The organism is Lysobacter sp. GQ73, assembly GCF_059758755.1.
This window is the reverse complement of sequence record NZ_JCAXEE010000004.1, coordinates 525639-552312: the sequence shown is the minus strand read 5'-3', so window position 1 is coordinate 552312 and position 26674 is coordinate 525639. Positions and strand designations below refer to the sequence as shown.

The following is a 26674-nucleotide window of genomic DNA, read 5'->3' as shown; positions in this document are numbered from 1 at the left end:
CCCCGCAACGGAACCCGCATGGACCGCGACTTCATCATCCGAGAACTGGCCGCCGACGAATTCGAACGGGTCTGGCCGATCTTCCGCGAAGTGCTCGCGCGCGGCGAAAGCTACAACTACCCGGCCGAGCTATCGATGGAGCGCGCCCAGGAGATGTGGACCTCGCCGCCGTACCGGACCTTCATCGCCGAGGCCGACGGCGAGACCCTGGGCTGCTACAAGCTCGGCCCGAACCAGTCCGGCCGCGGCGACCACGTCGCCAACGCCAGCTACATGGTCGCCGAGCGCGCCTGGGGCCAGGGCGTAGGTTCGGCGCTGTGCGCGCATTCGCTCGATCAGGCGCGCGAAGCCGGCTTCGTGGCGATGCAGTTCAACTACGTGGTCAGCAGCAACAGCGCCGCCGTGCACCTGTGGCTCAAGCACGGCTTCGAGATCGTCGGCCGGGTGCCGAACGCCTTCCGCCATGTCTCGCTGGGTTTGGTCGACGTGTTCGTGATGTATCGGCCGTTGTAAGCCGCTAGTTGAGGCGGGGTTCGGGGTTCGGGACTCGGGACTCGGGACTCGGGACTCGGGAATCGGGACTCGGGACTCGGGACTCGGGACTCGGGAATCGGGAATCGGGAATCGGGAATCGGGATTCGGGATTCGGGATTCGGGAATCGGGATTCGGGATTCGGGATTCGGGAATCGGGAATCGGGAATCGGGAATCGGGAATCGTAAGAGCCGTGGCGGGTCGCAGTGCTGACGCGGTACGCGTCTTGCTCATCTACTTCTGGTCGCGGTCTTACTCACTCGCACTCCCTCCGCTCGTCACGCGCCTGACCTTCCCCGCCGCGTCCCTACCTACCGTCATTCCCGCGAAGGCGGGAATCCAGGGCTTTTCGAGCGAGAACGCTCTAGGTCTCCAGAGGCCCGCCGTCGCCGAAACGACGTGCCGAGCGACGGCGCCGATGCGCTCTCCCGCGGGCAGTCGGCTCCGCCCGCAACAAAGCGCAGCACGCCATTAAGCCCGGCGCATGGCAAAGGTCGGCGGCGCCGTGCGACTGCGCGCCACGTCGGCTACTTAAGCCATAAATCCGAGATCGCGCGAGTTGAAGTTGCCCAGATTCGGGAAGATCAAATCCAGCTCGCTGTCGCCCACCCCGAACCACCGCGCCAAGGTCGCCCCGTACTGGTCCACCGAGGTGGTCGGAATGATCTGGCCCCAGCCGGCATCGTCGTCGCCGCCGTTGACCAGGGTCGGCATGGCGCCGAAGAACCGCCCGCCGCGCACCGCGCCGCCGACGACGAAGTGATGACCGCCCCAACCGTGATCGGAGCCGTCGCCGTTGGACGACAGGGTGCGGCCGAAATCCGAGGCGGTGAACGCGGTGACCTTGTCGGCCACGCCGAGTTCGCCGGTAGCCGCATGGAAAGCGGTCATCGCCTGCGACAGCCGCGCCAGCAAGCCCGGCTGATCGCCGAGCAAGCCGTCGTGGTGGTCGAATCCGCCCATCGACACGAAAAACACCTGCCGCTTCAGCCCCAGCACCTCGCGCACCTTGATCAGGCGCGCCACCATCCGCAGTTGATTGCCCAGGTCGGAGTCGGGAAACGCGGTCTGCAACGGCGCCGAGGCCTCGAGCGCCATCGCCACCGCCGAGGCGTTCTCCCGCGCTCGGCGGAATGCGCCGGCGTAACTGCGCCCGAACACGTGCGACTGCGCGCCGGGCGCCATCAGCTCCAGAAACGCCCGGCGGCTGTCGTCGTCCCACTCGAAACGGCTGAACTGGCGCGGACCGTCGTTGCCGATCACGTACTGGCTGGACTGGCTCGCGCGCTGCAGGATGCTTTCGAAGTTCAACGACACCGACATCGGAATGAAGGCGTCGGGATTGGCGTCGCGCAGCAGGTCGGCGATGTGCCCGGCCCACCCGTAGCCGCGGCCCGCGCCGGTGCGCGAGACCTGCCAGTACTGTTGCTGGTCGTTATGCGAGAACAATTGCGGCGGCAATTCGACCGATTGATTGAGGTAATCGGCCTTGCTGGTCGGCCGGATCAGGGTGCCGACATTGCCGAGCACCGCCGCCTGCCCGCTGTTGAACAAGCCTTGCAGACCGCCCATGCCGACCGGGTCCTCATCGGTGGTGCAAGCCTGCAAACCGTACTCGGCGCCGTCCGAAGCGCCGCCGCCGGCTTGCGCGACCAAGGGCAGCAGTCGGTCCTGTTCGACCGCCAGGGTCGCGCGCGCGGTGCGGTATTGCCGGTAATGACCGTCGTCGCGCGGCACGATCATGTTCAACGAATCGTTGCCGCCGAACAGGAACACGCAGACCAGGGCCTTGTAGTCGTCGAAGCGCGACGGCCCGTAGGCGTTGGCGGCCGCCTGCGCCAGGCGCAGGTTGCCGAGCGCGGAATACAGGCCGGCGCCGCCGAGCGCGGCGCAGATCGTGTTGGTCAGGAATTGCCGACGTTTCATGAGTATTCTCTCCGTATTCCTGCTTACTTCTGCACGATGTAATCGGGCGAGTTGACGATCACGTACAGCGCCTCCTGCACTCGCAGGCGCTTGGCCGCGGTGGTGTTGGCCGGCATGCCGCTCAGCCGCCGGGTCAGCACTTGCTTCATCTGATCGGTCATCTGCCCGGACAGGAACAACGCGTCGTAACGCGCGATCAATGCGGGAATGTCGTTCGCCAGCGCGACCTCCGCGCTGAGGTCGATCGCCACCTCGTCGTTGCCGATGCCTTCCGGGTTGCCGATGTAGGCCTCGAAGATCTTCCTCATCAGATAGCTTTCGTTGGCCGGCATCATGTAGTCGGTCGCCAACTGCAGCTCCGGCGCCACCAGCCCCAGGCTCTGCGGCTCGCCGCTGGGGGCGTAGCGCGGGCTGAAGAAGTTGAACACCGACGGCGCATACATCGGCAGTTGGCCGAGGTAGTTGTCGACGCTCCAGAATTCCTCGGTGTGGCCGCTCTTGGACCGACCCTTCAGCGCGCGCCACAGGTGGGTCAGGCGCAGGATCGGCTCGCGCACCTTGCCGAAATGCGCCGGCTGCGCGGCCGGGTCGCGCGCTTCGGGATCGAGCAGGATCGCGCTGACCACCGCGCGCATGTCGCCCCGCACGCCCTGGCCGTTGTCGTTGAATGCCGCCGCGACGCGGCCGACGTAGGCCGGACTGGGATTGCTGGTCACCAGCCGCTGGATCAACTGCTTGCCGATGAACGGCCCGACGTTGGGATGATTGAAGATATTGTCCAGCGCCGCGCTCAGATCGGCGCGGCCGCTGCCGCCGGCGGCGAGCTTGCCGCCCGGCAGGCTCACCCCCGGATACAGCAGCAACTGCTTCTCCTGCGCCGAGGCGTGGTACGCCGCATGGTTCTCCATCGGCGACACCCAGGCCGGCGCATCGACCTCGTAGAAATAGCAATCGAACGAACCTTCGGCCTGGCAGCCCTTGAAGGTCCAGCCGGTGAACACGTGGGCGAACCCCCTGACGGTGTCCTGGCCGTAGGTCGGGATCGGCTGCTGGTCCGCGTCGAGCAGCGGCGTGCCGTCCTGATTGAGCTGGACCAGGCCGACGCTGAACAACTGCATCACTTCGCGCGCGAAGTTCTCGTCGGGACGGATGTTGTTGACCGGATCGGGCTTGCGGTTCTGCAGCATCGACAGATAGATGCCCATCACCGGGTGCAGCGTCACGTCCTCGAGCAAGGTGCGGAAGTTGCCGAACGAGTCGCGGGCCAAGGTGTCGTAGTAGTGGCCCAATCCGTACGACGCGTGCTGGAGCGGATCGGAGGTCGCATCCGACACCACCATGATCTGGCTGAGCGCGAACGCCACTCGCTGGCGCAGCTGATCGCGGTGCACGATCAGGGTCGGCTTGATCGGGTCTTTGCCGCCCACGGCGTTGACGAACCACGCGTCCAGCCGCCAGTCGCGGCTGTAGTCGTTGGGCCTGCGCGCACGAGCGTTCTTGAGGAACGTCAGCTGGGAAGACACCGGGAACCCGATCTGCTCGTTGATCCAGGCGGTGTAGCCGATCTGCTTGAGACGGTCGATGTCTTCGCGGGTCGGCCCGAACGTGGCCTGGGTGAGGAAGCGCGCGGCTTCGCCGTCGGTGGCCGGAATATCGGCGAACCGCACCGCGGGCGCGGCGCCGATCGCGCCGCGATCGGCGCGCGGCAGCTGCGGATCCGGGGCGCCGGGATACGGCCCGCCGTAGTCGGGCAAGGGCGTGACGCCGCGCAAGGCGATCAAGATTCCCAACGCTAGCAACAGGCGCGACGCTGCGCCCATCCGCGCTGCGCGCAGAAGTGTCGATTTCATTGCGGGCCCCCAAGGCTGGCTGTTCGGGAGCGATGCTAGGGTCGGCGCAGGCGATAAAATCTGATCGCCAACACGCTTTCAATTGGAATCGCGGCAAAATCCGGATTGACAATCACGGAATTACGAGTCCGTTACAATCGTCATCCCCGCTGCATGATCGCAGTGCGGAGCCGTGCGCGGACGGCAGCGCAGCCCGATACCCAGCGTGCGCTCGCAGCGGCGACGCTCAGTCCGGCCGCATGCGCAAGCCCGCCGCCGTCAGGCCCATCGTCACCGCGTCGAATGGGCACGTCGAACAGCCACGGGGCCAGCAGAGTTACGACTGTCGTCTGGCCTCGCGCCTCGTCCGCCGAAGGTCAGGCGCACGCCGTCAGGGCGCGGGCCGCTCGGCGCGCCACACCGGCTGGCCGTCGACATGGGTCGCCAGTACCGTCAGCTGGCGCAGCTCGCGCGGGTCGATCGCGAGCGGGTCCTGCTGGAGCACGACGAAGTCGGCGCGCTTGCCGACCGCGAGGCTGCCGACTTCGGTTTCGGCGAAACCCGCGTAGGCGGCGTCGAGGGTGAAACCGCGCAAGGCCTCGAACGCGGTCAACTTCTCTTCCGGATGCCATCCGCCGGACGGCTGACCGGCCGCGTCGCTGCGGGTCGCCGCGGCGTACAGGCCCAGCCGCGGATCGACCGCTTCGACCGGGAAGTCGGAACCCAGCGCGAGGCGCGCGCCGCTGTCGCGCAACTGCCGCCAGGCATACGCACCGACGATGCGATGCGCGCCGATGCGGTCCTCGGCCCAGGGCATGTCGCTGGTGGCATGGGTCGGCTGCATCGCCGCGATCACCTGCAGCGCGGCCAGGCGCGGCAGGTCCTGCGGCGCCAGAATCTGCGCATGCTCGATACGCCAGCGATGGTCGCTGGCCTGAGCGTCGCCGCCCAGCGCCTGCTGGTACAGGTCCAGGACCTGGCGATTGCCGCGGTCGCCGATGCCGTGGGTCGCCACCTGCACGCCGCAGCGCTTGGCCTTCGCGACCGCCTTCGCCATCGCCTGCGGCGTCATCCGCAACAGGCCGCGGTTGCCGGCGTCGTCGCTGTAATCCTCGAGCATCGCCGCACCGCGGCTGCCGAGCGCGCCGTCGGCGTACAGCTTGACCCCGCGCATGCGCAGGCGGCGGCCGGGATGCTGGTACAACCCCTCGCTGCAAAGATGCTCCAGGGCATCGCCGTCGCCGGCGGCGAAGGCGGTGATGCGCAGCGGCAAGGCGCCGCGCTCGGCCAGGCTTTGATAGCCGCGCAACAGTTGGAGATTGACCCCGGCATCTTGGACACCGGTCAGGCCATGCGCCACGGCTTCCTGCATCGCCAGGACCAGGGCTCGCTCGGCGGTGGCCGCGTCGAACGGCGGCCGCGACGACTCGACCAGCGCCATCGCGTCGTCGATGAAGATGCCGTTCGGCCGGCCCTGGGCGTCGCGCAGGATCTTGCCGCCCTCGGGTTGCCAGTCGCCGGACAGATCGCGCGCAGTCGCCCGCATCGCCGCGCTGTTGCCCCAGCCGGCGTGGCCGTCGATGCGCTGCAGCCAGACCGGGCGGTCGGGGAACTCGGCATCGAGATCGGCCGCGCTCGGGAAGCGCGCGTCCGGCCAATCGTTCTGGTCCCAGCCGGCGCCGATCAGCCACTGCCCGGGCGCGAGTTGCTTGGCGAAATCGCGCAGCCGCTGCAGCGCCTCCTGCTTGCTGCGGGTGCCGACCAGGTCGGCGCCGAGTTTGTTCAAGCCGAGCTCGAGCATGTGCGCGTGCGAATCGATCAGGCCCGGAATCACCGTCGCCTCGCCGACGTCGACCCGTTGCGCCCGCGGATACCGCCGCAGCAGCTCGGCGCGCGCGCCGATGGCGAGGATCTTGCCCTGCCCGTCGAAGGCCATCGCCTCGGCGCGCGGCTGCGCCGGGTCCAGGGTATGAATGCGCGCCGCGGTCAGCACGCTGACCTCGGCCGCAGCCGCCGGCAGCGCCAGGGCGGCCGACAACATCGCAATCAGATATCGCAAACGGCGCATCGCAACCCCCGGTTTGGACCGAAGCGGCGAATGTGCGAGGAAACGGGCGGTTCGCGCAAGAGGCTGGGCTCGGGTCACGGTTTGAGGCGGGGCGACTGCCCCCAGGACGCAGCTCCGCGGAACCACCCCCTGTAGGAGCGACGTGAGTCGCGACCGCGGGTCGCGCAGAGGTGCCAAAGCCGTCGTCGTTCCCCGAAGCGATGCGCCATCGCCGGGGTAGGAGCGGCGCAAGCCGCGACATCACTGCGGCGGTCTCGCGGCGGATTCCTCGTGGAAGATCAAGATCAAACCCAAAGCTTCCGCCACTAAAGCGGCGGGTTACTTTCTTTTGTCTAAAGCAACAAAAGAAAGATAACCAAAGAAGTTGCTTTGTTTTGAATCAAGGGCCCGAACGCTCGATGCATCCGCGGGGATTTTTCATACGAGACATCCCTGTCCCGATGAAAACGGCCCGCATCCCAGCGGGCCGCCCTCCGGGTCTTCTTTAGCCGTCGCTAGTGCTCGGCGACGCACAGCAACGGCCGGGGCAAAAGCAGCCATGACCACGCGTGCGGCGCCGTCCCTCTGTAGGAGCGGCGTAAGTCGCGACCACGGAACGCGCATAGGCATCAAGGCCGCCACCATTCGTCGAAGCGGCATGCTTACGCCGGGTAGGAGCGGCGCAAGCCGCGACCGCGTATCTGCGGCCGCCGGCGCGGGTGCGGGGGTGCGTGGTCGCGACCTGCGTCGCCCCCCGTGACAGTTCGCAGCTTCGATCAATGACGCAGGCGGTGCGATGGCTGCGCGTCCCTTGGTCGCGGCTTACGCCGCTCCTACAGAAGTGGCTGCGTCGCTCCGCGACAGATAGAAAGCCAGCGCCCCCCTCAATCGAGCCGCTTGCTGAACCTCGACACCGCCGCCGCCATCATCACCACGATGAAAGCCCACAGGTACAACACGTCCTGCCACAGTTCCCACAGGCTGGCGCCGCGCAGCATCACGCCGCGGATCAGACGCAGGAAGTGGGTCATCGGCAGCACCTCGGCCAGCCATTGCGCGACCTTCGGCATCCCGGCGTAGGGAAACATGAAGCCCGACAGCAAGATCGACGGCAGCAGGATGAACACGGTCATCTGCATGGCCTGGAACTGCGAGCCGGCTTTGGTCGAGATCATCAGGCCCAGGGTCAGGTTGGCCAGGATCAACAGGATCGCAGCGAGATAGACGTCGAGCACGCTGCCCTTGATCGGCACCTCGAACAGCCACAGGCCCAGCAGGATCACCACCGTAGTCTGGACCAGGCCGATCACCGCGTACGGCAGCACCTTGCCGATCATCAGCTCGGTGCGGCTGACCGGGGTGGTGATCAACAACTCCATGTTGCCGCGCTCGCGTTCGCGCACGATCGCCACCGAGGTGAACATCACCATGGTCATGGTCAGGATCACGCCGATCAGGCCCGGCACGATGTTGACCGGCGAGCGACGCTCCGGGTTGTAGAACGCGACCACGCTGATCGGGGCGACCTTGCGCGGCGCCGCCACGGTGCTGTCGATCGGCATCTGCGCCAACTGCACCGCCGCGCTCTGCACCACGGTATCGCTGCCGTCGACCAGCACCTGCACCGCTTCGCGGCCGTCGATGCGGCGGCGCTCGAAATCGGCGGGAATGCTGACGCCTACGCTGATCCGGCCGCGCCGCAGCATTTCCATCAGCTGTTGCGGCGAGTCGGCCTCGGCGACCGGCTCGATCACGCCGGTCGCGATCATGTCCATGACCACCGCGCGCGACGCCGCGGTCTGCGATTGGTCGGCGATGGCGGCATCGAGCCCGCGCGGGTTCATGTTGATCGCATAGCCGAACAGCACCAGTTGCCCGACCGGGATCACCACGATCATCGCCAGAGTGATGCGGTCGCGCCGCAACTGCCGGATTTCCTTGAGCACGATCGCCCACAGCCGACGCAGTTTCATGAGCTCTGCTCCGTGATGGCCGGCGCGGCTTCGCGGCCGCGGGTGGCGGCGACGAAGACGTCTTCGAGATTGGCCGCGGCCTTGTCGACCTCGGCATCGAGCCCGGCTCCGCGCAAGGCGTCGGCCAGACCGTGTTCGGCGCGATCGGCGCCTTCCAGCAGTACCCGCAAGGTGTTGCCGACCTGTGCCACGCTGAGCACGCCGGGCACCTCGACCAGCACGCGCTGGGCCTTGCGCGGTTGCGCCGCGCGCACTTCGACCGCGCGCCCGGCGAGCGCTCCGGTCAGCTCCGCCGGGGTGCCGTCGGCGACCAGCACGCCGCGGTCGAGAATCGCCAGGCGGTGGCAGCGCTCGGCCTCGTCCATGTAGTGGGTAGACACCAGCAAGGTCGTGCCGGCATCGGCCAATTCGAACAGCTTCTCCCAGAAGTCGCGGCGCGACTCGGGATCGACCGCGCTGGTCGGCTCGTCGAGGAACAATAGTTCGGGCGCGTGGATCACCGCGCCGGCCAGGGCCAGGCGCTGCTTCTGGCCGCCGCTCATGGTGCCGGCGAGCTGCTTCTGGCGATCGCCGAAATGGTATTGCTCGATCAACTCGTCGATGCGCAGGCGCGCCTGCGCCTTCGGGATGTCCTGCACGGCGGCGAGGAACTCCAGGTTCTCGCGTACGCTGAGGTCCTCGAACAGAGAGAACTTCTGGGTCATGTAGCCGATGCGCCGGCGCAGCGCTTCGGCCTGCTGCGGAATCTTGAGGCCCAGCACTTCGATCTCGCCTCCGGTCGGCGTCAGCAGGCCGCACAGCATCCGGATCGTGGTCGACTTGCCCGAACCGTTCGGGCCGAGGAACCCATACACGCAGGCGCGCGGTACGGTCAGGTCGACCTTGTCGACCGCGCGCAGCTGGCCGAAATGCTTGCTCATGCCGCGCGCCTCGATCGCCGGCGCCTGGTCGCTGCCGCGGACCTCGCGCGGCTTCGGCTGCGGGCGCGACGCCGCCGCATCGGACAGGTCGCGGCTCATGGCCCGAACTCGACCCGCACCGGCAGCCCCGCCGGCAACTGCCCGGCCTTGGCGTCGGTGATCTCGACTTCGGCCAGATAACTCAAGCGCGCCGCGTCCTCGCCGGTGAGCGCGTAGTACGGGGTGAAGCTGGGCTCGCTGCGGATCATCCGCACACGGCCGTTCCACTTCTGCGCGCGGCCGTCGATGAAGACCCGCGCGCTCTGCCCCACCCGCACGTCCGGGCGGATCGGCTCGGGCACGTAGACGCGCGCATACGGCCGCGCGCCGACCAGCATCACCGCGAGCGGCGCGCCGACCGGGGCCTGATCGCCGAGCTTGTACGGCAGGCTGTCGATGACGCCGTCGCGCGGCGCGACCACGTCGAGCTTGCCGACGTTGACCGCCTGCACCTCAGCCTGCGCCTGCGCCGCGGCGAGCGCGGCCTGGCCCTGGGCGATGCGTTCGCGGCGGGTGCCGTGTTCGAGTTCCAGCAACGCGGCCTGGGCGGAGCGCACCTGGGCCTGCGCATTGCCGGCCGCGGCGCGGGCGCGGTCGACGTCGGCCGCGGCGATCAGGCGCTGGCGGCCCAGCGGCTGCACACGGGCGTAATACGCCGCCGCATCGGCGGCCTGGGCCTGCGCTGCGGCAAGTGTGGCGCGCGCCTGGGCGATGGTTTCGCTGCGCGGCCCGGCTTCGAGTTCGGCCAGCGCGTCGGCCGACTGCCGCGCCTGGGCCTGCGCCGCGCTTAGCTGCGAACGGCCGCGATCGAGTTCGAGTTGCATCACACGGGTGCCGGCCTGGACCCGTTGGCCTTCGCGCACGTCGATGCGCACGACTTTTTCCGCTGCAGGCGCCGGCAGGGTGACCCGGTCCCATTCCAGGGTGCCGAGCGCCTGCGCGGGCGGTTGCGTGCAGGCCGCCAAGGCGGTGCACAGCAGCGCGAGCGCGAGCGAACCCGGGTACGGCCTGAGTGCGTGCTTCATCGTATCCATCGCAGGGTCCTCGCAATCAGGGGGTGAGACCGCGGTCGAGCAAAGCCAGCGCATGGCGGCGCTGGCTGTCGAGGTCGAGATCGTCGGCGTCGAACAAGCGTCGCCAGATCGGCGCGCTGGCGGCCGGGAACAGGGTCAGCCCGATCAGGCTCACCATCAGCAGGCGCGGGTCGAGTTCGGCATTGATCTGCCCGCGCTGCTGGGCCTCGGCGAAGCGCCGAGCCATCATCTGCGGCACCAGCGGGCCGATCTTCTGCAGCAGCAGGCTCTCGCGCAACGCCCCGCCTTCGCACAACACCTCGCGTACCCACAGCGAGGGCAACCACGGATGCTCGGCGATCACTCGACCGATGCCGTGGACGAACCCGGCGATCAGGTCCATGACGTCGCCGCCCGCTTCGCGGGTCAGGTTTTCGCGCAGGCTCATGAACACCGGCAGCAGGCGCTCGCTGCTGACCGCCTCCTGCAATTGTTCTTTGTCGCCGAAGTAGTAATGCAACAGAGCCGGATTGACCCCGGCTTCGCCGGCGATGGCGCGCACCGAGGTCGCGGCGATGCCGTGCCGCGCATAGCAAGCGATCGCCGCATCGAGCAGGCGCGCGCGCAGGTCTGGGTTGTCTGCGGCGGCCGGCCGGCCGGGGGCGCGCTTGTTCACCGCAGGGCGGCCTGCTGCTCGCTTTGTGGCGGCCGGCGGGCTGGATGTGCTGGGCTTGGCTGCCGGGGCCGGGGCCGGGGCCGGGCCCGGGGCCGGGGAGGATTGGCCGGCGGCGGCAGGCTTCGTGGCCGGTTTCGGCCCGCGCTTGGCGGGTGGCTTGGTGGGGGGCGCAGTGCTCATCGGGCATATTTAATTCAACAATTAATTAGTTCGCAAGCCCGAGCCGACCAACGGTCGTGGTCGGCAGGACTCGGCAGGCTGTTCAGGTGCCGGAGCGGCGCAAGCCGCGACATCGCTGCGACAGTCTTGCGGTGCTGCTCTCGTCAATGGATCAAGATCAACATCAACATCAACATCAAATATCAAGATCAAGATCAAGATCAAACCCAGAGCTTCCGCCGCTGAAGCGGCGGGTTACTTTCTTTTGTCATAAGCAACAAAAGAAAGGTAACCAAAGAAAAATGCTTCTTTTTGAATCAAGGGCCCGCACGAGCGGTGCTTCCGCAGGGATTTTTCGTACGGGACATCCTTGTCCCGATGAAAAACGGCCTGCATCCATGCAGGCCGCCCTCCGGGTCTTCTTTCGCCATCGCGAGTGCGAGACCGCACACAACAACAGCCAGACAACAGGGCACCCGGAGGGCGGCGACGCCACCCCTGCACGAGCGGCGTGAGCCGCGACCACGGGATGCGCAGGAGCAACACCGCCGATGCCATCCATCGAGGCGCCGTGCCTTCGCCGGGGCAGGAGCGGCGCAAGCCGCGACCGCGAACCTGCGGTCGCCGGCGTGGGCAATCGGAACTGCGCGGGCGCCGCTCATGCCGTTCTACAAAGCCTGCAGAGGCCGCGGCGCGAGGCCGTAACGGCACGGTCGCGACTTGCGTCGCTCCTACCCATAGCAGCCACGAAGCGGCATCCCACTGCAAACGAGTCAACCGTCCCGCTCGCCCGCCTCCGCCTGCAACACCGCCGCCGGATGACGCCGGCGCCAGGCCGCCAGGGTTTGCGCGCAATGCGCCGGGATCAGCCAGGCATCGGGATGGGTGTCGCGAAAGCGGCTCAGCCGCCGCAACGTATCGCGGTACACGCTCGCGTCGTCCACCGCCAGTTGCCGGGTCAGCCACGGCAGCTCGCGGCCGAGGTCGAGCTGCTCGCGGCGCCAGAACGCATCGGCGGCTAGGATCACCCGCTCGCCCTCGCAAGTGCGCAAGGCCAGGCCGATCTGGCCGCGCGCATGTCCCGGCAAGGGCAGCGCGAACAGACTGCCGTCCCCGAACAGGTCCCAGCCCTCGCCGCCGAGCGTGGCCAGATCGCCATCGAGCCCGCGCCGGCCGCGTTCGTCGAGCAATTGCAGGCGCGCGACGAAATCCGTCGGCAACAATTCCTTCCAGATCTGCGCGTGCAACAGGCCGAACCAACCCGAGCCCTCGACTTGCCGCCACGCATCGGCGTGCGCAACGAAGCGCGCCTGCGGAAACTGGCCGAGCCCGCCGATGTGGTCGGGGTGGAAATGGCTGAGTACGACCATGCGCACCGCCTCGCGGTCCAGCCCGCGCCGATGCAGCAGCGCCGCCGCATCGGTATGCGGCGCCGAGCAAACCCGGATGACCCGGCGATACAGCCAGCGCAGGCCGCGCCGCATCGCCTGGCGCGCCTGCGGGCCGTAGCCGCAGTCGAACAGGACCACGCCCTGCACCGGATGTTCGATCAGGGCCCAGCCGGCCGGGAAGCTCATCGCCGCACCGGCCTCGAAACCGAGATGACGCGGATCGGCGCAGCTGTGTCCGGATACGCCGAGGGTCAGCGCGACTTCGCCGCTCACGCTCGCGCCTGCGTGCGCGCGAGGTCGCCGAGGGTCTTCGCCAACGCGTCCTCCATCGTCACCCGCGGCCGATAGCCCAGCTCGCTGCGGGCGCGGCCGATGTCGAGGGTCATGTCGACGCTGAGCAATTCGATGCCGTAACGCAGCAAAGGAGGCTCGCGATCGGGGCTGAACCGGCGATACCAGGCCTCGACTCCGCCCGCGAGGGCCAGCGCCAGCGGCTTGGACAGGCGCCGGCTGGGGCGCGGCAACGACAACGCGTCGGCGAGCCGGTCGACGACGCTCCAGATCGCGACCGGTTCGCCGTTGCTGATGTTGTAAACGCGGCCGCTCAAGCGCCAGGAGGCGTCGATCGCCAGCACGATCGCATCGACGACGTTGTCGATATAACTCAGGTCGACCCGGCAATCGTCGTGGCCGAGCCGGCGCAACCGACCGCTGCGCAGCGCCTGCGCCAGGCGCGGCAGGATCGCAGTGTCGCCGGGGCCGAAGATCGCCCGCGGCCGCAAGGCCAGCGCGGACACGCCGCCGGCCGCGCAACGCGCGAATACCCGCCGCTCGGCGATCAGCTTCGTCGCGGCGTAGTCGTTGACCGGCTGCGCCGGCAAGGGGTGGTCTTCGCGGATGGCCAGATGCGGACGGCCATCGTGGTAGATGCCGGGGGTGGAGATATGCACCAGCCTTCGCACCTGGCGCGCGATGCAGGCGGAGACGACGTGGTCGGTGGCGTCGATGTTGGCGGCGACGAAATCGGCGCGGCGCCCCCAGGGGCTCGACAAGGCCGCCGCGTGCACGACGATGTCGGCGCCGCGCAGGGCGCGATGCACCTCCGCCTCGTCGGTCAGGTCGATGGCGACGAATTCGATGCCCTGCGCCTGCAGCGCGCGGCCGCGAACCGGGTCGCGGCCGAGGCCGACGATCCGGGTCCAGGGACGCGTTGCCGCCAGATGGCGGGCGAGCGCGCCGCCGACGAAACCGGTCGCACCGGTCACCACGATACGGTGCGTCGTCATGCGCCCGCCTCCATGCGGACCGTCCACGAGCACAGCGGTCGCGTTGCGTCTTGCTGCCTCGTCATAGCATCCGATCGTATCGTGGCCACGCCTCCATCCTCCAGTATGAGCCCTGGCCCGGGTTCTCCGACAGGACCGCCCGGCGCGGTCGCCGCGACCGGCGACACCGCGAGCCACGGCCACTGGCCATCCGCCCCCCGAATCGACGATCCTGCGCAGCGACGCCACATGGATGGCCCACCGCCCATGCCCGCCCGCCGCGGGCCCAACGATGGCTTCGCGCGAGCCTCCACACCGATGACCCCGTCCGCATGACTGCCGCTTCCGCCGTTACGACCGCCATGGCTTCGACCGAAGTGCCCTTGCGCCGGCGCATCGCCATGGTCCTGGCGACCATGACCATCGCCACCGTGTTCTACCTCGCCATCAACACCTATCCGTTGCGCGAGCCGCGGCTGTTGCCGCTGACCTTCGTCGACGACTGGATCGGCTGGCAGGCCTGGACCATCTGGCCGTACTGGCTGCTGCTGTTCACCGGCCCGGCGTTGTTGCTGTCCATCCGCGAGCGCGGCCTGCTGTCCGCGACCCTGCGCGCGTATGCGATCGCGATGTCGCTCAATGCGGCGATCTGGCTGGCTTGGCCGACCCGAATGCTGCGTGCGGGCCTGCCGGACGGGATGGACCCCTTCACCGCATTCGCCTGGCATTGCCTGTACGCGCTCGACGACGTCAACAACTGTTTCCCGTCCGGGCACATCACCATTCCGGCGGTGGTCGCGGTCGGCGCCGGCCTGCAGTACCCGCGGGCGCGGCCGTGGATCTGGCTCGTGTTGATCGCACTCGCGCCGAGCGTGATCAGCACCGGGCAGCACTACGCCTGGGACATCGCCGGCGGCCTGGTCACCGCGACCATCGGTCTCTTGCTCGCCCGGGTTCCCCTGTGGCGTCCTGGCAGTGCGCCTGCGCTGCAACCGCTGTAGTTCCGCACCGCTTCTTTCCCGAGCCATCGAGGACGCGCCATGCCCGATCCCCAACCCAAGCCCGGCCTGATCTCGCGCGGCGCGGTCGGATTCTGGTTCCTCGGCCTCGGCGTGCTCGGCCTGGTGCGCTCGCTGATGCGCGCCTACCGCAGCGGTGTGTTCGAGCCCGATGCGATCACCCTGTTGTGGTTGATCGGTTCGATCCTGCTGACCGCGATGGGCGCGCTGCGGGTCTGGCGGGCGTGGCGCGAAGGCAGCCTGCCTCGCGATTGACCGGCACGGCCGGACACGCCGGACAGCCGATCAAGCCGATCAGGCCGGGCGAACGAGCATCGACCGGCGCGCACGCTGAAATCGACGCCAGCGAGTGCACGCGGCGGCGACGTCATGCCACTCGCCGCCACGCAAGGCCGCCGCCGCAGCGCCGGCGTTCATCCTTGCCGCCCTCCGACGCCCCGCGGCTTTGCGAAAACGCCCCGACAGGCGCAAGCTGTAAGGCCTTCACGCGTCGTCGTCACGCGAACCGTCTACGCTTCCTTTATGTCCGCACGCACCGTTTCCGAATTCACCCTCGACCCGATCGACAGCGAACGCCTGGCGAACCTGAGTGGGCCGTTCAACGGCCATCTGCGCATGATCGAACTGCGCCTGGGCGTCGAGATCGCCAACCGCGGCAACGTGTTCCGCATCGACGGACCGGCCGCCGCAGTCGGCCAGACCGAACGGTTGCTGCGCTCGCTGTGGAAGGACTCCGCCGAGGAGACCCTCGACGAGGCCGCGATTCATCTGGCCCTGACCGAGACCGGCGCCGATCAGGTCGTCGCCGACGACATCGAGCCGCAGGAAGTCGCGATCCGGGTCAAGCGCGGCACCATCCGCGGCCGCGGCGCCAACCAGGCCAAGTACCTGCACGCGATCGCCACCCACGACATCAACTTCGGCATCGGCCCGGCCGGCACCGGCAAGACCTTTCTCGCCGTCGCCAGCGCCGTCGAGGCGCTCAACGAGACGCGGGTACAGCGCCTGATCCTGGTGCGCCCGGCGGTCGAGGCCGGCGAAAAGCTCGGCTTCCTGCCCGGCGACCTCACCCAGAAGGTCGATCCCTATCTGCGCCCGCTGTACGACGCCTTGTACGAAATGCTCGGCGTGGAAAAAGTGGTCAAGCTGCTGGAACGCAACGTGATCGAAATCGCGCCGCTGGCGTATATGCGCGGCCGCACTCTCAACGACGCCTATGTGATCCTCGACGAGGCCCAGAACACCACCATCGAACAGATGAAGATGTTCCTGACCCGCATCGGCTACGGCAGCACCGCCGTGGTCACCGGCGACCTGACCCAGATCGATCTGCCCAAGCACCAGAAGTCGGGGCTGCGCGACGCGCTCGACGTGTTGCGCAACGTCAACGGCATCAGCTTCACCTTCTTCGAAGCCAAGGACGTGGTCCGCCACCCCCTGGTCTCGCGCATCGTCAGCGCGTACGAGGCGCGAGACGCCAAGGACGCGCAGACCGGTCCGGGCGTCTGAGGCCGCGCGTCTGCGGTCGCAGGATCGCGCTATCGCAGGGCGGCGCTTCGCCTTGCCGTATCGAGCGGCACCGCGAAGCGCAGGCCGTACACCACGAACCGCCGAACAGTGAACCGCCGCGATGACCAAAGGTCCGATCCGTCTCGATGTCTCGATCAACTACGGCGTGCCGCGCAAGGGCCTGCCGGCGGCGAACAGCTTCCGTAAGTGGGTCGCCGCGGCGCTGGAAGGACGCATCCGCGAGGCCGACCTGGCGATCCGGGTGGTCGACAACAAGGAAGGCCGCTCGCTCAACCGCCATTACCGCGGCCGCGACTACGCCACCAACGTGCTCAGTTTCCCGGCCGACATGCCCGAGGGCCTGCCCGAAGGCGTGCGCCTGCCACTGCTCGGCGACCTGGTGATCTGCGCACCGGTCGTTGCGCGCGAGGCCCGCGAACAGAAGAAGGCGCTCAACGATCACTACGCCCACCTGACCGTGCACGGCACGTTGCATCTGCTGGGCTGGGATCACGAGGACGAACGCGAAGCCGAGTGCATGGAGCAACTCGAACGCGAAATCCTCGCCGGCCTCGGCATCGCCGACCCCTACATCGAAGATTGAGGCGGCGGGCCGCGCGGTGCGGGGGCCTCGGAGCGGCCTCGGGCTAGTGCTGCGTCCGTGTCGGCATAGTCCTTAGGCCGCTGTCGGCGGATTCCGACAAAGCGCCGGCGACATCGCGTCCGCGCGAATCGGCGCCGCGCAAGGCCGCGAAGACCCGCTCGGGCCTCGCGCCCGGCCTGCCGACGCGCCCGATCCGAGTCCTGTCCGGCCGGTCGCATCCTGAGTCGCACATCGACGAATTCCCACGGCGAGACGGGCGCATTTCCTATGCCCCGTCCCCGCGCCCCGGCCCAGACTGCACCCATCGCAGGAAGGAGCCTGGTATGCGTCGGATGAAAGGAATCTCGTTGCTGGAAGTGGTGGCCGCCCTGGCCATCGTGTTCTTGTTGATCGGCGTGGCGGTGCCGGCCTTGTTCAACGCGGTCGCGCGAGTGCGCATCGGCCACACCCGCATGGCCCTGGTGGACAGTTTCCTGGTCGCCAACCGGCTCGCGGTGGCGGCGGGCAGCGCGACCGTCATGTGCCCGGCGCCGGCTCAGGGCGGTTGCAGCGGCAGTCCGGACTGGAGCCGCGGCTGGCTGGTGTTCGCCGATGTCGACGGGGACCGCAGGTTCAGCGCCCGCGACACCCTGGTCCAACGCCGGCCGGCGCTCGGCGGCGACATCCGCCTGCACAGCACCCTGGGCCGCACCCGCATCGTGTTCCAGCCCGACGGCGACATCGCCGGCACCAATCTGACCTTCACCCTGTGCTCGGCCCATGCCGACCCGGCCGGCACGGTCGTGATGTCGAACGCCGGCCGCTTCCACCTGGGCCAGGCGTCCACCGACCAGATCCGCCGTTGCCGCGACGGTTGACGCCTGGGCTGGGCGGCGAGGCGCTTGCTCGGCGCCGGACGGCGGCCGGCCGCGCGAGCGCCCGCGGCGGCCTTCGGCCTGTTGCAGGAGGGTTGCAAAGCGCGACCGGCGACCCGCTCCCGGGGGCCGAAACCGGCCTTGAACGCCCCGTGCCGACCTTCCGGGTTAGACTTGCGCCACAGCCCTCCCCCCGAGGGCCACAGTTCAAGAGTTCAATGTCCGAGGACGACAGTAGTAGCACCCACGCGCCGGAAATCCCCGAGAAACGGCGTTCCTGGCTCGACCGCATCAGTTCCGCGCTGTCGGGCGAACCCAGCTCCCGCGAAGATCTGGTCGAGTTGCTGCGCGATGCGCAATCCGACGGCCTGATCGCCGCCGACACCTTACGCATGATGGAAGGCGCCATCGCGGTCTCCGACCTCACCGTCGGCGACGTGATGATCCCGCGCTCGCAGATGATCGCGCTGCCGGCCGAGGCGAAGTTCCTCGACCTGATGAAGATGGTGGTCGAGTCCGGCCATTCGCGCTTCCCGGTGCACGGCGAAGACAAGGACGAGATCCTCGGCATCCTGCTGGCGAAGGACCTGTTGCGCGGCGTCGTCGCCGACAACGGCCCCGGCACGATCCACGAACTGCTGCGCCCGGCGGTGTTGATTCCCGAGTCCAAGCGCCTGGACGTGCTGCTGCGCGAGTTCCGCCAGTCGCGTAACCACATGGCCATCGTGATCGACGAGCACGGCGGCGTCGCCGGCCTGCTGACCATCGAGGACGTGCTGGAGCAGATCGTCGGCGAAATCGACGACGAGCACGACGATGCCGAAGACCCGAACGCGCTGATAGCGGCCCAGGCGGACGGCCAGTACGTGGTCGACGCCCTCACCCCGATCGACGATTTCAACGAGCGCTTCGGCGCCGATTTCGACGACGACGAGTACGACACCATCGGCGGCCTGGTCACCGCGGCGATCGGACACTTGCCCGAGGCCGGCGAGGAACTGACCCTCGACCGCTTCGTATTCCGGGTGGCCAGCGCCGATGCGCGGCGCGTGCACGCCTTCCACGTCGGCGTGCTCGGCAGCCTGTAGTCGGCTCAGCGGGCACGCCACGAGCCTGCGCCACGCCCCAGGCCTTGGGGGGGGGAGCTGCGCGTGCCGCCACGGTCCCGTCCCGGTCCACCACGATCCCGCTCCGCTGCGCCGCCGGCAGGCACGGCCGGCGGAGCGGATATCCAGGCTGCAGAGCCATTCTCGTCGAACCCCTCGGCTCCCGCCTTCGCGGGAACGACGATAGATAGGCGCTGCCTCCTCAGCCCGGTACCTATCCGCGGCCGCGGCCGCGACTGGGCATGGCTCGATACTCCCGTGAGCACCCGGCGAGAACCCGCAGGCCCGGCTGTTTACAATGGCGGCCATTCGCCACGCCGGATCTTGTCGCCTGTGACCTCCACTCTCCGATTCGTCCGGTCGTCCGCCTTCGCCGTCCTGATCCTGCTGCACAGTCTCGCCTTCGGCGCCCCGACCGGCACGCCGGCGCCCGCCTCGACGCCCGCCGACGCGCCCGAAACCCGCACTGCGACGCCGCGCGTCGGCATGGTCACGATGCAGCCCGGCGAGGAGTTCTGGTCGCGTTTCGGCCACGCCGCCCTGGTCGTGCTCGACCCGGCCAGCGGCCGCGCGATCTCGTACAACTTCGGCTACTTCGACCCGACCGAATCGGATTTCGTCCCGCGTTTCATCCGCAACGACATGCGTTATCGCCTGCTGGCCCTGCCGTTCGACGACGACATGGCGCAGTACGCGCAGGAAGGCCGCGGCGTGTCGGTGCAGTGGCTCAACCTGACCCCGAAGCAGGCGCGCGAGCTGGCCGAGGCGCTGCGCGTCAACGCCCTGCCCGAGAACGCCTACTACCGTTACCAGTACTTCGACGACAACTGCGCCACGCGCGTGCGCGACGCCATCGACAAGGTGCTCGGCGGCGAACTGCGCCGCCAGACCGAAGGCCGGTCGCACGGCAGCAGTTTCCGCAGCGAGGCGCTGCGCCTGTCGGCGCCGGAACCGTGGATGTGGCTGTTGCTCGACGTGATGATGGGCCCGGAGACCGACAAGCCGGTGCCGGTGTGGGCCGAGTCCTACGTACCTAGCAGGCTCGCGGCGGCCTTGCGCGAGGTCAAGAACCCGCAGGGCCAGCCGCTGGTCCAGGAAGAACGGCCGTTGTTGCCGCACAAGATCTCGCCCGAGCCCAAGGACCGGCCGCTGCCGTGGTGGCCCTGGGCGCTGGCCGGCCTGGCGATCGCCGCGGCCCTGGCCTGGATCGGCGACCGCAGCCCGCGCGTGCTCGCGGTCGCTGCGCTGCCGCTGTGGGCGGTGCTGGGATTGGTCGGCGCGGTCCTGCTCTACGCCTGGGTCGGCACCGGCCACAATTACATCTGGGCCAACCGCAACCTGCTGCTGTTCAACCCGCTGTGCCTGCTGCTGTGGCTGGGCGGCTGGCGCGCGCTGCGCGGCCGCGAAACCGGCCCGGTGTTCGTCTGGCTGACCGGCCTGGTCGCGCTGTGCGCGCTGGCGGCGTTGTTCCTGTACTGGCTGCCGGTGTATCCGCAACGTAACGCGCACTGGATCGCGCTGTGGCTGCCGATCCAGGCCGGGCTATGGGCCGGCTTCCGCAAAGCCGCCCGACTGCGCTTGGCGTGACGGCTTGCCGCCGTCGTCGCGCGCGGGCAGGATTCGGGCCATGAGCGATTCCCCCCTGCCCCAATGCGTCATCAACTGCGCGGCCTACAGCCGCGACGGCACCCGCCGCGACATCGGCCTGGACGCGATCAGCGACGTGCTTGCCGTCGACGACGGCAGCTTCGTCTGGGTCGGCCTGTACGAGCCCGACGAAGGCATCCTCGACAAGCTGCAGGAAGAGTTCTGCCTGCACGACCTCGCCGTCGAGGACGCCCATAACGCGCATCAGCGGCCGAAGATCGAGTCCTACGGCAACTCGCTGTTCATCGCCATCCACACCGCGCAGAAGATCGACAACCGCATCCGCTTCGGCGAGACGCACATGTTCGTCGGCCCGCGTTACCTGGTGACGGTGCGCCACGGCGCCTCGATCAGCTACAAGGGCGCGCGCGCCCGCATCGAGCGCGAACCGGACCTGCTGGAACACGGCCCCGGCGCGGCGCTGTACGCGGTGTTCGATAGCGTGGTCGACAACTTCATGCCGATCGTCGAAGGCTTCACCCAGGAACTCAACGAGCTCGAGAAGGACATCTTCGCCGAGGATTTCCGCAAGGAAACCGTCCAGGAACTGTACGACCTCAAGCGCGAACTGACCCGCCTGCGCATGGCGGTCTCGCCCTTGCAGGACATCCTCGGCCAGCTCGCGCGTTCGCGCGGCGGCCTGATCGACGAAGAGATCCAGCTGTACTTCCGCGACGTGCTCGACCACGCCGTGCGCATCAACGAGACCACCGACACCCTGCGCGAAATGCTGACCGCCGCGGTCAGCGTCAACCTTTCGCTGGTGACCGTGCGCCAGGGCGAAGTGGTCAAGCGCCTCGGCGCCTGGGCCGCCCTGCTCGCCGCCCCGACCCTGATCGCGAGCTGGTACGGCATGAACTTCGTGCACATGCCCGAATTGCCGGGCCAATGGAGCTACGCGATCCTGATCGGCTCGGTCATCGCGATCTGCGTGGTGCTGTACATCGGCTTCAAGCGGGCGAAGTGGTTGTAGGGGCGACAAGAGCAGATCCCCTGCCCGCCTTTGTCAAAGGGGGAACAGCAAGGCCACGGCGTCGAGCTATGTCGGCTCTGGCGAACACGGCATCGATATCGGGTCGACACCGACAGAGGCGGTCGCGCATCAAGCGGCTCACCGCGCCGGTCATCGACAACCTGCCATCGACAACTCGCCCCTTCGACGAAGGGGCCGGCGCCTGCGCCACCCGGAGGTCTGACGACACCGGCTGCGCCAGGAGATTTGCTTCACGCCGCACCAAGATCGCCCCACTCGCGCCTCCACGCCGGCGCTAGCCGAACGCCCCGAACCGCGTCCCTCGGCAATCCGGTCTGCGCTCCTAAGACCAAAGTATCAGCCGCTATTGCGGCACTGCGCATTGACCCGCGCGGACCCAGGGGCGACGCTGCCTGAGTTCAATCTGGGAGGGTCGTCATGAAAGGTGGTCTCGGCAAGCTGGGCTGGGCGGCCCTCGCGGTTTTAGGGGCGTTCTGCCTCGGCACGATCGCGCTGCGGCGCGGCGAACACATCAACGCCTTGTGGATCGTGGTCGCGGCGGTATCGATCTACCTCGTCGCGTATCGCTACTACTCCCTGTTCATCGCCGAGAAGGTGATGCGGCTCGACCCGACCCGGGCCACGCCCGCGGTCATCCACAACGACGGACTCGATTACGTCCCGACCAACAAACACGTGCTGTTCGGCCACCACTTCGCCGCCATCGCCGGCGCCGGCCCGCTGGTCGGCCCGGTGCTCGCTGCGCAGATGGGCTACCTGCCCGGCCTGCTTTGGCTGATCGTCGGCGTGGTATTGGCCGGCGCGGTCCAGGACTTCATGGTCCTGTTCGTCTCCAGCCGCCGCAACGGCCGCTCGCTCGGCGACCTCGTACGCGAGGAGATGGGCCGCATCCCCGGCACCATCGCCCTGTTCGGCGCCTTCCTGATCATGATCATCATCCTCGCGGTGCTGGCGATGATCGTGGTCAAGGCGCTCGCCGAAAGCCCCTGGGGCATGTTCACGGTCATCGCGACCTTGCCGATCGCGGTGATGATGGGCTTGTACATGCGTTACATCCGTCCCGGCAAGATCGGCGAAATCTCCGTGGTCGGCCTGGTCCTGCTGCTCGCGGCGATCTGGTACGGCGGCAAGGTAGCCGCCGACCCGGTGTGGGGCCCGGCCTTCACCTTCACCGGCACCCAGATCACCTGGATGCTGATCGGCTACGGTTTCGTCGCCGCGGTGTTGCCGGTGTGGCTGGTGCTGGCGCCGCGCGACTATCTGTCCACCTTCCTCAAGATCGGCACCATCATCGCGCTGGCGATCGGCATCGTCATCGTCATGCCCGACCTGCGCATGCCGGCGCTGACCCAGTTCACCGACGGCACCGGCCCGGTCTGGAAAGGCGGACTGTTCCCGTTCCTGTTCATCACCATCGCCTGCGGCGCGGTGTCGGGCTTCCACGCGTTGATCTCCTCGGGCACCACGCCCAAGCTGCTCGCCAATGAATCGCATATGCGCTACATCGGCTACGGCGGCATGCTGATGGAATCCTTCGTCGCGATCATGGCCCTGGTCGCCGCTTCGGTGATCGAGCCGGGCGTTTACTTCGCGATGAACAGCCCCGCCGCCCTGGTCGGCAGCGACGTACATGCGGTATCGGCGACGATTTCGAGCTGGGGCTTCTCGGTCTCCCCGGAGATGCTGCAGACCACTGCGAAAGACATCGGCGAGAACAGCATCCTCGCCCGTGCCGGCGGCGCGCCGACGCTCGCGGTCGGCATCGCCCAGATTCTGCACAACGTGTTGCCGGGCGAGAACACGATGGCGTTCTGGTATCACTTCGCGATCCTGTTCGAGGCCTTGTTCATCCTCACCGCGGTCGATGCCGGCACTCGCGCCGGGCGCTTCATGCTGCAGGACCTGCTCGGCAGCTTCGTGCCCGCGCTGCGCCGCACCGAGGCCTGGGGCCCGAACCTGCTCGCGACCGGCGGCTGCGTCGCCTTGTGGGGCTACTTCCTCTACCAGGGGGTTGTCGACCCGCTCGGCGGCATCAACACCTTGTGGCCGCTGTTCGGCATCGCCAACCAGATGCTCGCCGGCATCGCGCTGATGCTGTGCACGGTGGTCCTGTTCAAGATGAAGCGCGACCGCTACGCCTGGGTGACGATCGTGCCCACCTTATGGCTGCTGATCTGCACCAGCGCGGCCGGCCTGATCAAGATGTTCAGCGACAACCCGGCGGTCGGCTTTCTTGCCCAGGCGCACAAGTACCAGGCCGCGATCGCCAAGGGCGAAGTGGCCGCACCGGCGAAGAGCATCGAGCAAATGCAGCAGATCATGCTCAACAGCTACGTCAACACGGTGCTGACCGGCTTGTTCCTGTTCGTGGTGTTCAGCGTGCTGGTGTACTCGGTGCGCGCGATCGCCAAGGCCCGCGCCAATCCCGAGCGCAGCGACCGCGAATCCGCATACGTGGCCTTGAAGCCGCACGAAATGGCGAACGTGTGATGGGCACCGCGCTCGTACCCGCCAGCCAGTACCAGCTCTACAAGCGCACCTGGCATCGCCTGGTGCAGACCGCGCGGCTATGCTGCGGGGTGCCGGACTACGACAACTATGTCCGCCACCTGATGGAGAAGCATCCCGAGCGGCCGATCCCGGACTACGCGACCTTCTTCCGCGAGCGTCAGGAGGCGCGTTACGGGGGCGGTCGGTTCGGGTGTTGTTGAGGTTCCGCTACACGAAAGGCCGCCTTCGGGCGGCCTTTTCTTTGGGGCACTGCATGGCAGCTGGCGCTTCGCAGGCACAGCAGACGCCTCGTCACAGGGACTTTCTGCGATCGCAAACTGCGGCCTCTTATCTGGCCGGCGCAGATCTTTCGCCGTCTCCGCCTATATTCATGGGCTTTGGCTTTGGCTTTGGCTTTGGCTGCGGCTCTTGCTTTGCCGGTCAAGTGGAGACCCGGAGGGCGGCGCACAGGACGTGCGCCGTTTTTCGATAAGACAGGGACGTCTTATCGAAAAATCCCCACGCTAGCATCGCACTCGTGGCCTGTGCCCTTGCAAGGAGAGCCCTTTTCTTTGGTTACCTTTCTTTTGGGCTTAGCAAAAGAAAGTAACCCGGCCGCGTCAGCGGACGGAAGCTCTGCTCTTGCTCGAGGCTTTCTTACAAGCGAGATCAAACGATAAGAGCTTCCGCCACTAAAGCGGCGGGCAACTTTCTTTTGTCTAAAGCAACAAAAGAAAGTCACCAAAGAAAAATGCTTTTGTTTTGAATCACAAGCCCGCACGAGCGGTGCATACGCGGGGATTTTTCATACGGGACATCCCTGTCCCGATGAAAAACGGCGCGCATCCCTGCGCGCCGCCCTCCGGGTCTTCTATTGCCTTCGCTAGTGCGCGGCTACGCACAGCCACAGCCACAGCCACAGCCACAGCCACAGCAAAATCTTCACGACAACGGCAACAGCAACGGCAACGGCAACGGCATCGGTGATGGTTGCCGGCGTTGCGGCCGCCCTCGCCTCAAGCCGGCGCTGCACCCGCCAGGGATCGCAGGGTCACGCCGACGATGTAGGCCAATCCGGTACCGGTCGCGTAGCCCAGGGTGCCCAGCAGGGCGCCGACCGGCGCCAGCGAGGGATGGAAGGCCGAGGCGACGACCGGCGCCGACGCCGGGCCGCCGATGTTGCTTTGCGAGCCGATCGCGAAATAGAAGAACGGCACGCGCAGCAGGCGCCCCACCGTCCACAGCAGGGCGATATGGATCGAGATCCAGATCAGGCCCAGGGCGAACAGCCAGGGCCGGTCGAGCAGCGCCAGGATGTCCATCTGCAGGCCGATGCAGGCGATCAGGAAATACAGCAGCAGGCTGCCGATCTTCGAGGCGCCGGCCCCTTCCAGCGTGCGCGCACGAGTGAAGCTCAGCGCCAGGCCGGCGAAGGTCGAAATCGCCACCACCCAGAAGAAGGGTTCGTGCAAGCTGACCGTCTTGGCCCAGGACACGTTGGCGGCGAACCAGCCCGACAGCGGCGTGGCGATGGCGTGCGCGAGCCCGACCACGCCGAAGGCGATGCCGACGATCATCGCCAGGTCGCTCAGGCTGGCGATGCGCTGGTGCTGCGCCTGGAAATGTTCGATGCGCTGCTTGAGCTCCTCGATGCCGCGGGTGTCGGCACCGCTGCGCGCATCGATGGCCTGGGCGCGGCTGGCGAGGAAGATCAGCACCGCCATCCAGACATAGCCCACGCCGACGTCGACCACCGCGAACTGGCCGAAGGTCGTGGCATCGACCTGGAAGATTTCCTTCATCGCCAGCATGTTGGCGCCGCCGCCGATCCAGCTGCCGGCCAGCGCGGTCATGCCGCCCCAGGTGTCGCCGGCCACGGTTTCCGGGTGCACCGCGCGCATCAGCACGAAGGCGGCGATAGCGCCGATCATCACGCTGAGCGACGAGACCGCGTACATCACCAACAGTTTAGGACCGAGCTTCAACACGCCCTTGAGGTCGATGGTCAACGTCAGCAGCACCAAGGCCGCAGGCAACAGTACGCGGCTGGCGACCGGGTTATAGAGCTTGGTGTTCGCGCCATCGACCAGGCCGATGGTGTTGTAGATGCCGGGGATGAAATAGCACAGCAGCAGGGCCGGCACGTAGGTGTAGAACTTCTTCCACAGCCCGGTTTCGCGCGAGGACGTCCAGAACACCAGCCCGAGCGTCGCCGCGATCAGGCCGAGGACGACGATGTCGTTGCTGATGAGCGCCGTACGGGCGGTTTCTGGCATGCCGGTATTCCCCAGGAGATGAACGCTGATGCGTGTACGTTTTTACTTCGGATGCCCGGGGCGGACAAGGGCCGGTAGTGCGGGCCCCGGATTCGGATGGCTGGGTCCGTGGTCGGCTGGCGGTGTGGAGAACGTAATGAAGCCCGTTAGGCCGGCTACGCGCGAGGAGTTGGTCTGCGGGAAAAAGCAAAATCCCCGCGCCCCCTTTCTCAAGGGGGAACAACACGGGCGCGGCGGCTGATTTCGTTGCCGTTACCCGGCCGGCAACCGGATCTCGGCTGTTCGGCGCGGGAAACACCGTCCCTTCGACAAAGGGCCTGCGCGCAGCGATGCACGAAGTCTGACGCACAATCGGCGCACAGGAGACTTCGCTGCAAGAAAGGGGGCAGCGCTCTCTTCAAAAA

The 26674-nt window shown here is 67.6% G+C and carries 21 protein-coding genes; 11 read left to right on the top strand and 10 right to left on the bottom strand.

The features are described 5' to 3' along the window. Positions 1 to 18: 18 nt before the first annotated feature. The gene (locus AC6CH2_RS14910) at positions 19 to 513 is read left to right on the top strand and encodes a GNAT family N-acetyltransferase (RefSeq protein ID WP_498269890.1); all 495 of its coding nucleotides are present in this window, start codon (positions 19 to 21) and stop codon (positions 511 to 513) included. A 551-nt stretch (positions 514 to 1064) separates the two neighbouring features. Here AC6CH2_RS14910 and AC6CH2_RS14905 read toward each other — a convergent pair. The 9 genes from AC6CH2_RS14905 to AC6CH2_RS14865 form a co-directional block, all read right to left on the bottom strand. Continuing rightward, positions 1065 to 2459 carry a DUF1501 domain-containing protein gene (locus AC6CH2_RS14905; RefSeq protein ID WP_498269889.1) on the bottom strand — a complete coding sequence of 465 codons (1395 nt, stop codon included), beginning with the start codon at positions 2457 to 2459 and terminating at the stop codon, positions 1065 to 1067. 23 nt (positions 2460 to 2482) lie between these two features. Continuing rightward, complete coding sequence (locus tag AC6CH2_RS14900; protein ID WP_498269888.1) at positions 2483 to 4309, bottom strand: DUF1800 domain-containing protein; 1827 nt, start codon at positions 4307 to 4309, stop codon at positions 2483 to 2485. A gap of 370 nt (positions 4310 to 4679) precedes the next feature. After that, on the bottom strand, positions 4680 to 6356 hold the full coding sequence (locus tag AC6CH2_RS14895) for an amidohydrolase (RefSeq protein ID WP_498269887.1): 1677 nt from the start codon (positions 6354 to 6356) through the stop codon (positions 4680 to 4682). Positions 6357 to 7219: 863 nt separating this feature from the next. Then, on the bottom strand, positions 7220 to 8308 hold the full coding sequence (locus AC6CH2_RS14890) for an ABC transporter permease (RefSeq protein ID WP_498269886.1): 1089 nt from the start codon (positions 8306 to 8308) through the stop codon (positions 7220 to 7222). After that, positions 8305 to 9228: an ABC transporter ATP-binding protein gene (locus tag AC6CH2_RS14885; RefSeq protein WP_498269938.1), complete on the bottom strand. Its 924-nt coding sequence runs from the start codon at positions 9226 to 9228 to the stop codon at positions 8305 to 8307. The genes AC6CH2_RS14890 and AC6CH2_RS14885 overlap by 4 nt, the downstream gene beginning before the upstream one ends. A gap of 95 nt (positions 9229 to 9323) precedes the next feature. Next, positions 9324 to 10292, bottom strand: coding sequence for an HlyD family secretion protein (locus tag AC6CH2_RS14880; RefSeq protein ID WP_498269937.1), 969 nt, complete (start codon positions 10290 to 10292; stop codon positions 9324 to 9326). A 25-nt stretch (positions 10293 to 10317) separates the two neighbouring features. After that, positions 10318 to 10956 (bottom strand): TetR/AcrR family transcriptional regulator, encoded by a 639-nt coding sequence (locus AC6CH2_RS14875; protein WP_498269885.1) that lies wholly within the window; start codon positions 10954 to 10956, stop codon positions 10318 to 10320. 932 nt (positions 10957 to 11888) lie between these two features. Continuing rightward, complete coding sequence (locus AC6CH2_RS14870; protein WP_498269884.1) at positions 11889 to 12779, bottom strand: MBL fold metallo-hydrolase; 891 nt, start codon at positions 12777 to 12779, stop codon at positions 11889 to 11891. Continuing rightward, a complete protein-coding gene (locus AC6CH2_RS14865) occupies positions 12776 to 13792 on the bottom strand; it encodes an NAD-dependent epimerase/dehydratase family protein (protein ID WP_498269883.1) in 1017 nt (338 codons plus the stop codon). The genes AC6CH2_RS14870 and AC6CH2_RS14865 overlap by 4 nt, the downstream gene beginning before the upstream one ends. A gap of 341 nt (positions 13793 to 14133) precedes the next feature. Here AC6CH2_RS14865 and AC6CH2_RS14860 point away from each other — a divergent pair, with 341 nt between their 5' ends. The 10 genes from AC6CH2_RS14860 (at position 14134) to AC6CH2_RS14815 (ending at position 24215) form a co-directional block, all read left to right on the top strand. Beyond that, positions 14134 to 14772: a phosphatase PAP2 family protein gene (locus tag AC6CH2_RS14860; RefSeq protein ID WP_498269882.1), complete on the top strand. Its 639-nt coding sequence runs from the start codon at positions 14134 to 14136 to the stop codon at positions 14770 to 14772. A gap of 39 nt (positions 14773 to 14811) precedes the next feature. After that, entirely contained in the window at positions 14812 to 15045 is a 234-nt protein-coding gene (locus AC6CH2_RS14855) for a hypothetical protein (protein WP_498269881.1), read from the top strand. A 267-nt stretch (positions 15046 to 15312) separates the two neighbouring features. Then, complete coding sequence (locus tag AC6CH2_RS14850; protein WP_435394978.1) at positions 15313 to 16299, top strand: PhoH family protein; 987 nt, start codon at positions 15313 to 15315, stop codon at positions 16297 to 16299. 121 nt (positions 16300 to 16420) lie between these two features. After that, positions 16421 to 16903, top strand: a complete 483-nt coding sequence (gene ybeY, locus AC6CH2_RS14845; RefSeq protein ID WP_498269880.1) for an rRNA maturation RNase YbeY — start codon at positions 16421 to 16423, stop codon at positions 16901 to 16903. Between the two features lie 323 nt (positions 16904 to 17226). Further along, a complete protein-coding gene (locus AC6CH2_RS14840) occupies positions 17227 to 17760 on the top strand; it encodes a GspH/FimT family pseudopilin (protein WP_498269879.1) in 534 nt (177 codons plus the stop codon). Positions 17761 to 17975: 215 nt separating this feature from the next. Further along, positions 17976 to 18845, top strand: coding sequence for a CorC family transporter (locus AC6CH2_RS14835; RefSeq protein WP_435394980.1), 870 nt, complete (start codon positions 17976 to 17978; stop codon positions 18843 to 18845). A 351-nt stretch (positions 18846 to 19196) separates the two neighbouring features. Continuing rightward, positions 19197 to 20450, top strand: coding sequence for a lipoprotein N-acyltransferase Lnb domain-containing protein (locus tag AC6CH2_RS14830; protein ID WP_498269878.1), 1254 nt, complete (start codon positions 19197 to 19199; stop codon positions 20448 to 20450). A 40-nt stretch (positions 20451 to 20490) separates the two neighbouring features. After that, complete coding sequence (corA, locus tag AC6CH2_RS14825) at positions 20491 to 21483, top strand: magnesium/cobalt transporter CorA (RefSeq protein ID WP_435394982.1); 993 nt, start codon at positions 20491 to 20493, stop codon at positions 21481 to 21483. A 438-nt stretch (positions 21484 to 21921) separates the two neighbouring features. Further along, positions 21922 to 23994, top strand: coding sequence for a carbon starvation CstA family protein (locus AC6CH2_RS14820; protein ID WP_498269877.1), 2073 nt, complete (start codon positions 21922 to 21924; stop codon positions 23992 to 23994). Beyond that, positions 23994 to 24215 carry a YbdD/YjiX family protein gene (locus AC6CH2_RS14815; RefSeq protein ID WP_057917336.1) on the top strand — a complete coding sequence of 74 codons (222 nt, stop codon included), beginning with the start codon at positions 23994 to 23996 and terminating at the stop codon, positions 24213 to 24215. Before AC6CH2_RS14820 ends, AC6CH2_RS14815 begins: the two co-directional genes overlap by 1 nt. A gap of 795 nt (positions 24216 to 25010) precedes the next feature. Here AC6CH2_RS14815 and AC6CH2_RS14810 read toward each other — a convergent pair. Further along, on the bottom strand, positions 25011 to 26270 hold the full coding sequence (locus tag AC6CH2_RS14810) for a DUF819 family protein (protein WP_498269876.1): 1260 nt from the start codon (positions 26268 to 26270) through the stop codon (positions 25011 to 25013). Positions 26271 to 26674 lie beyond the last annotated feature (404 nt).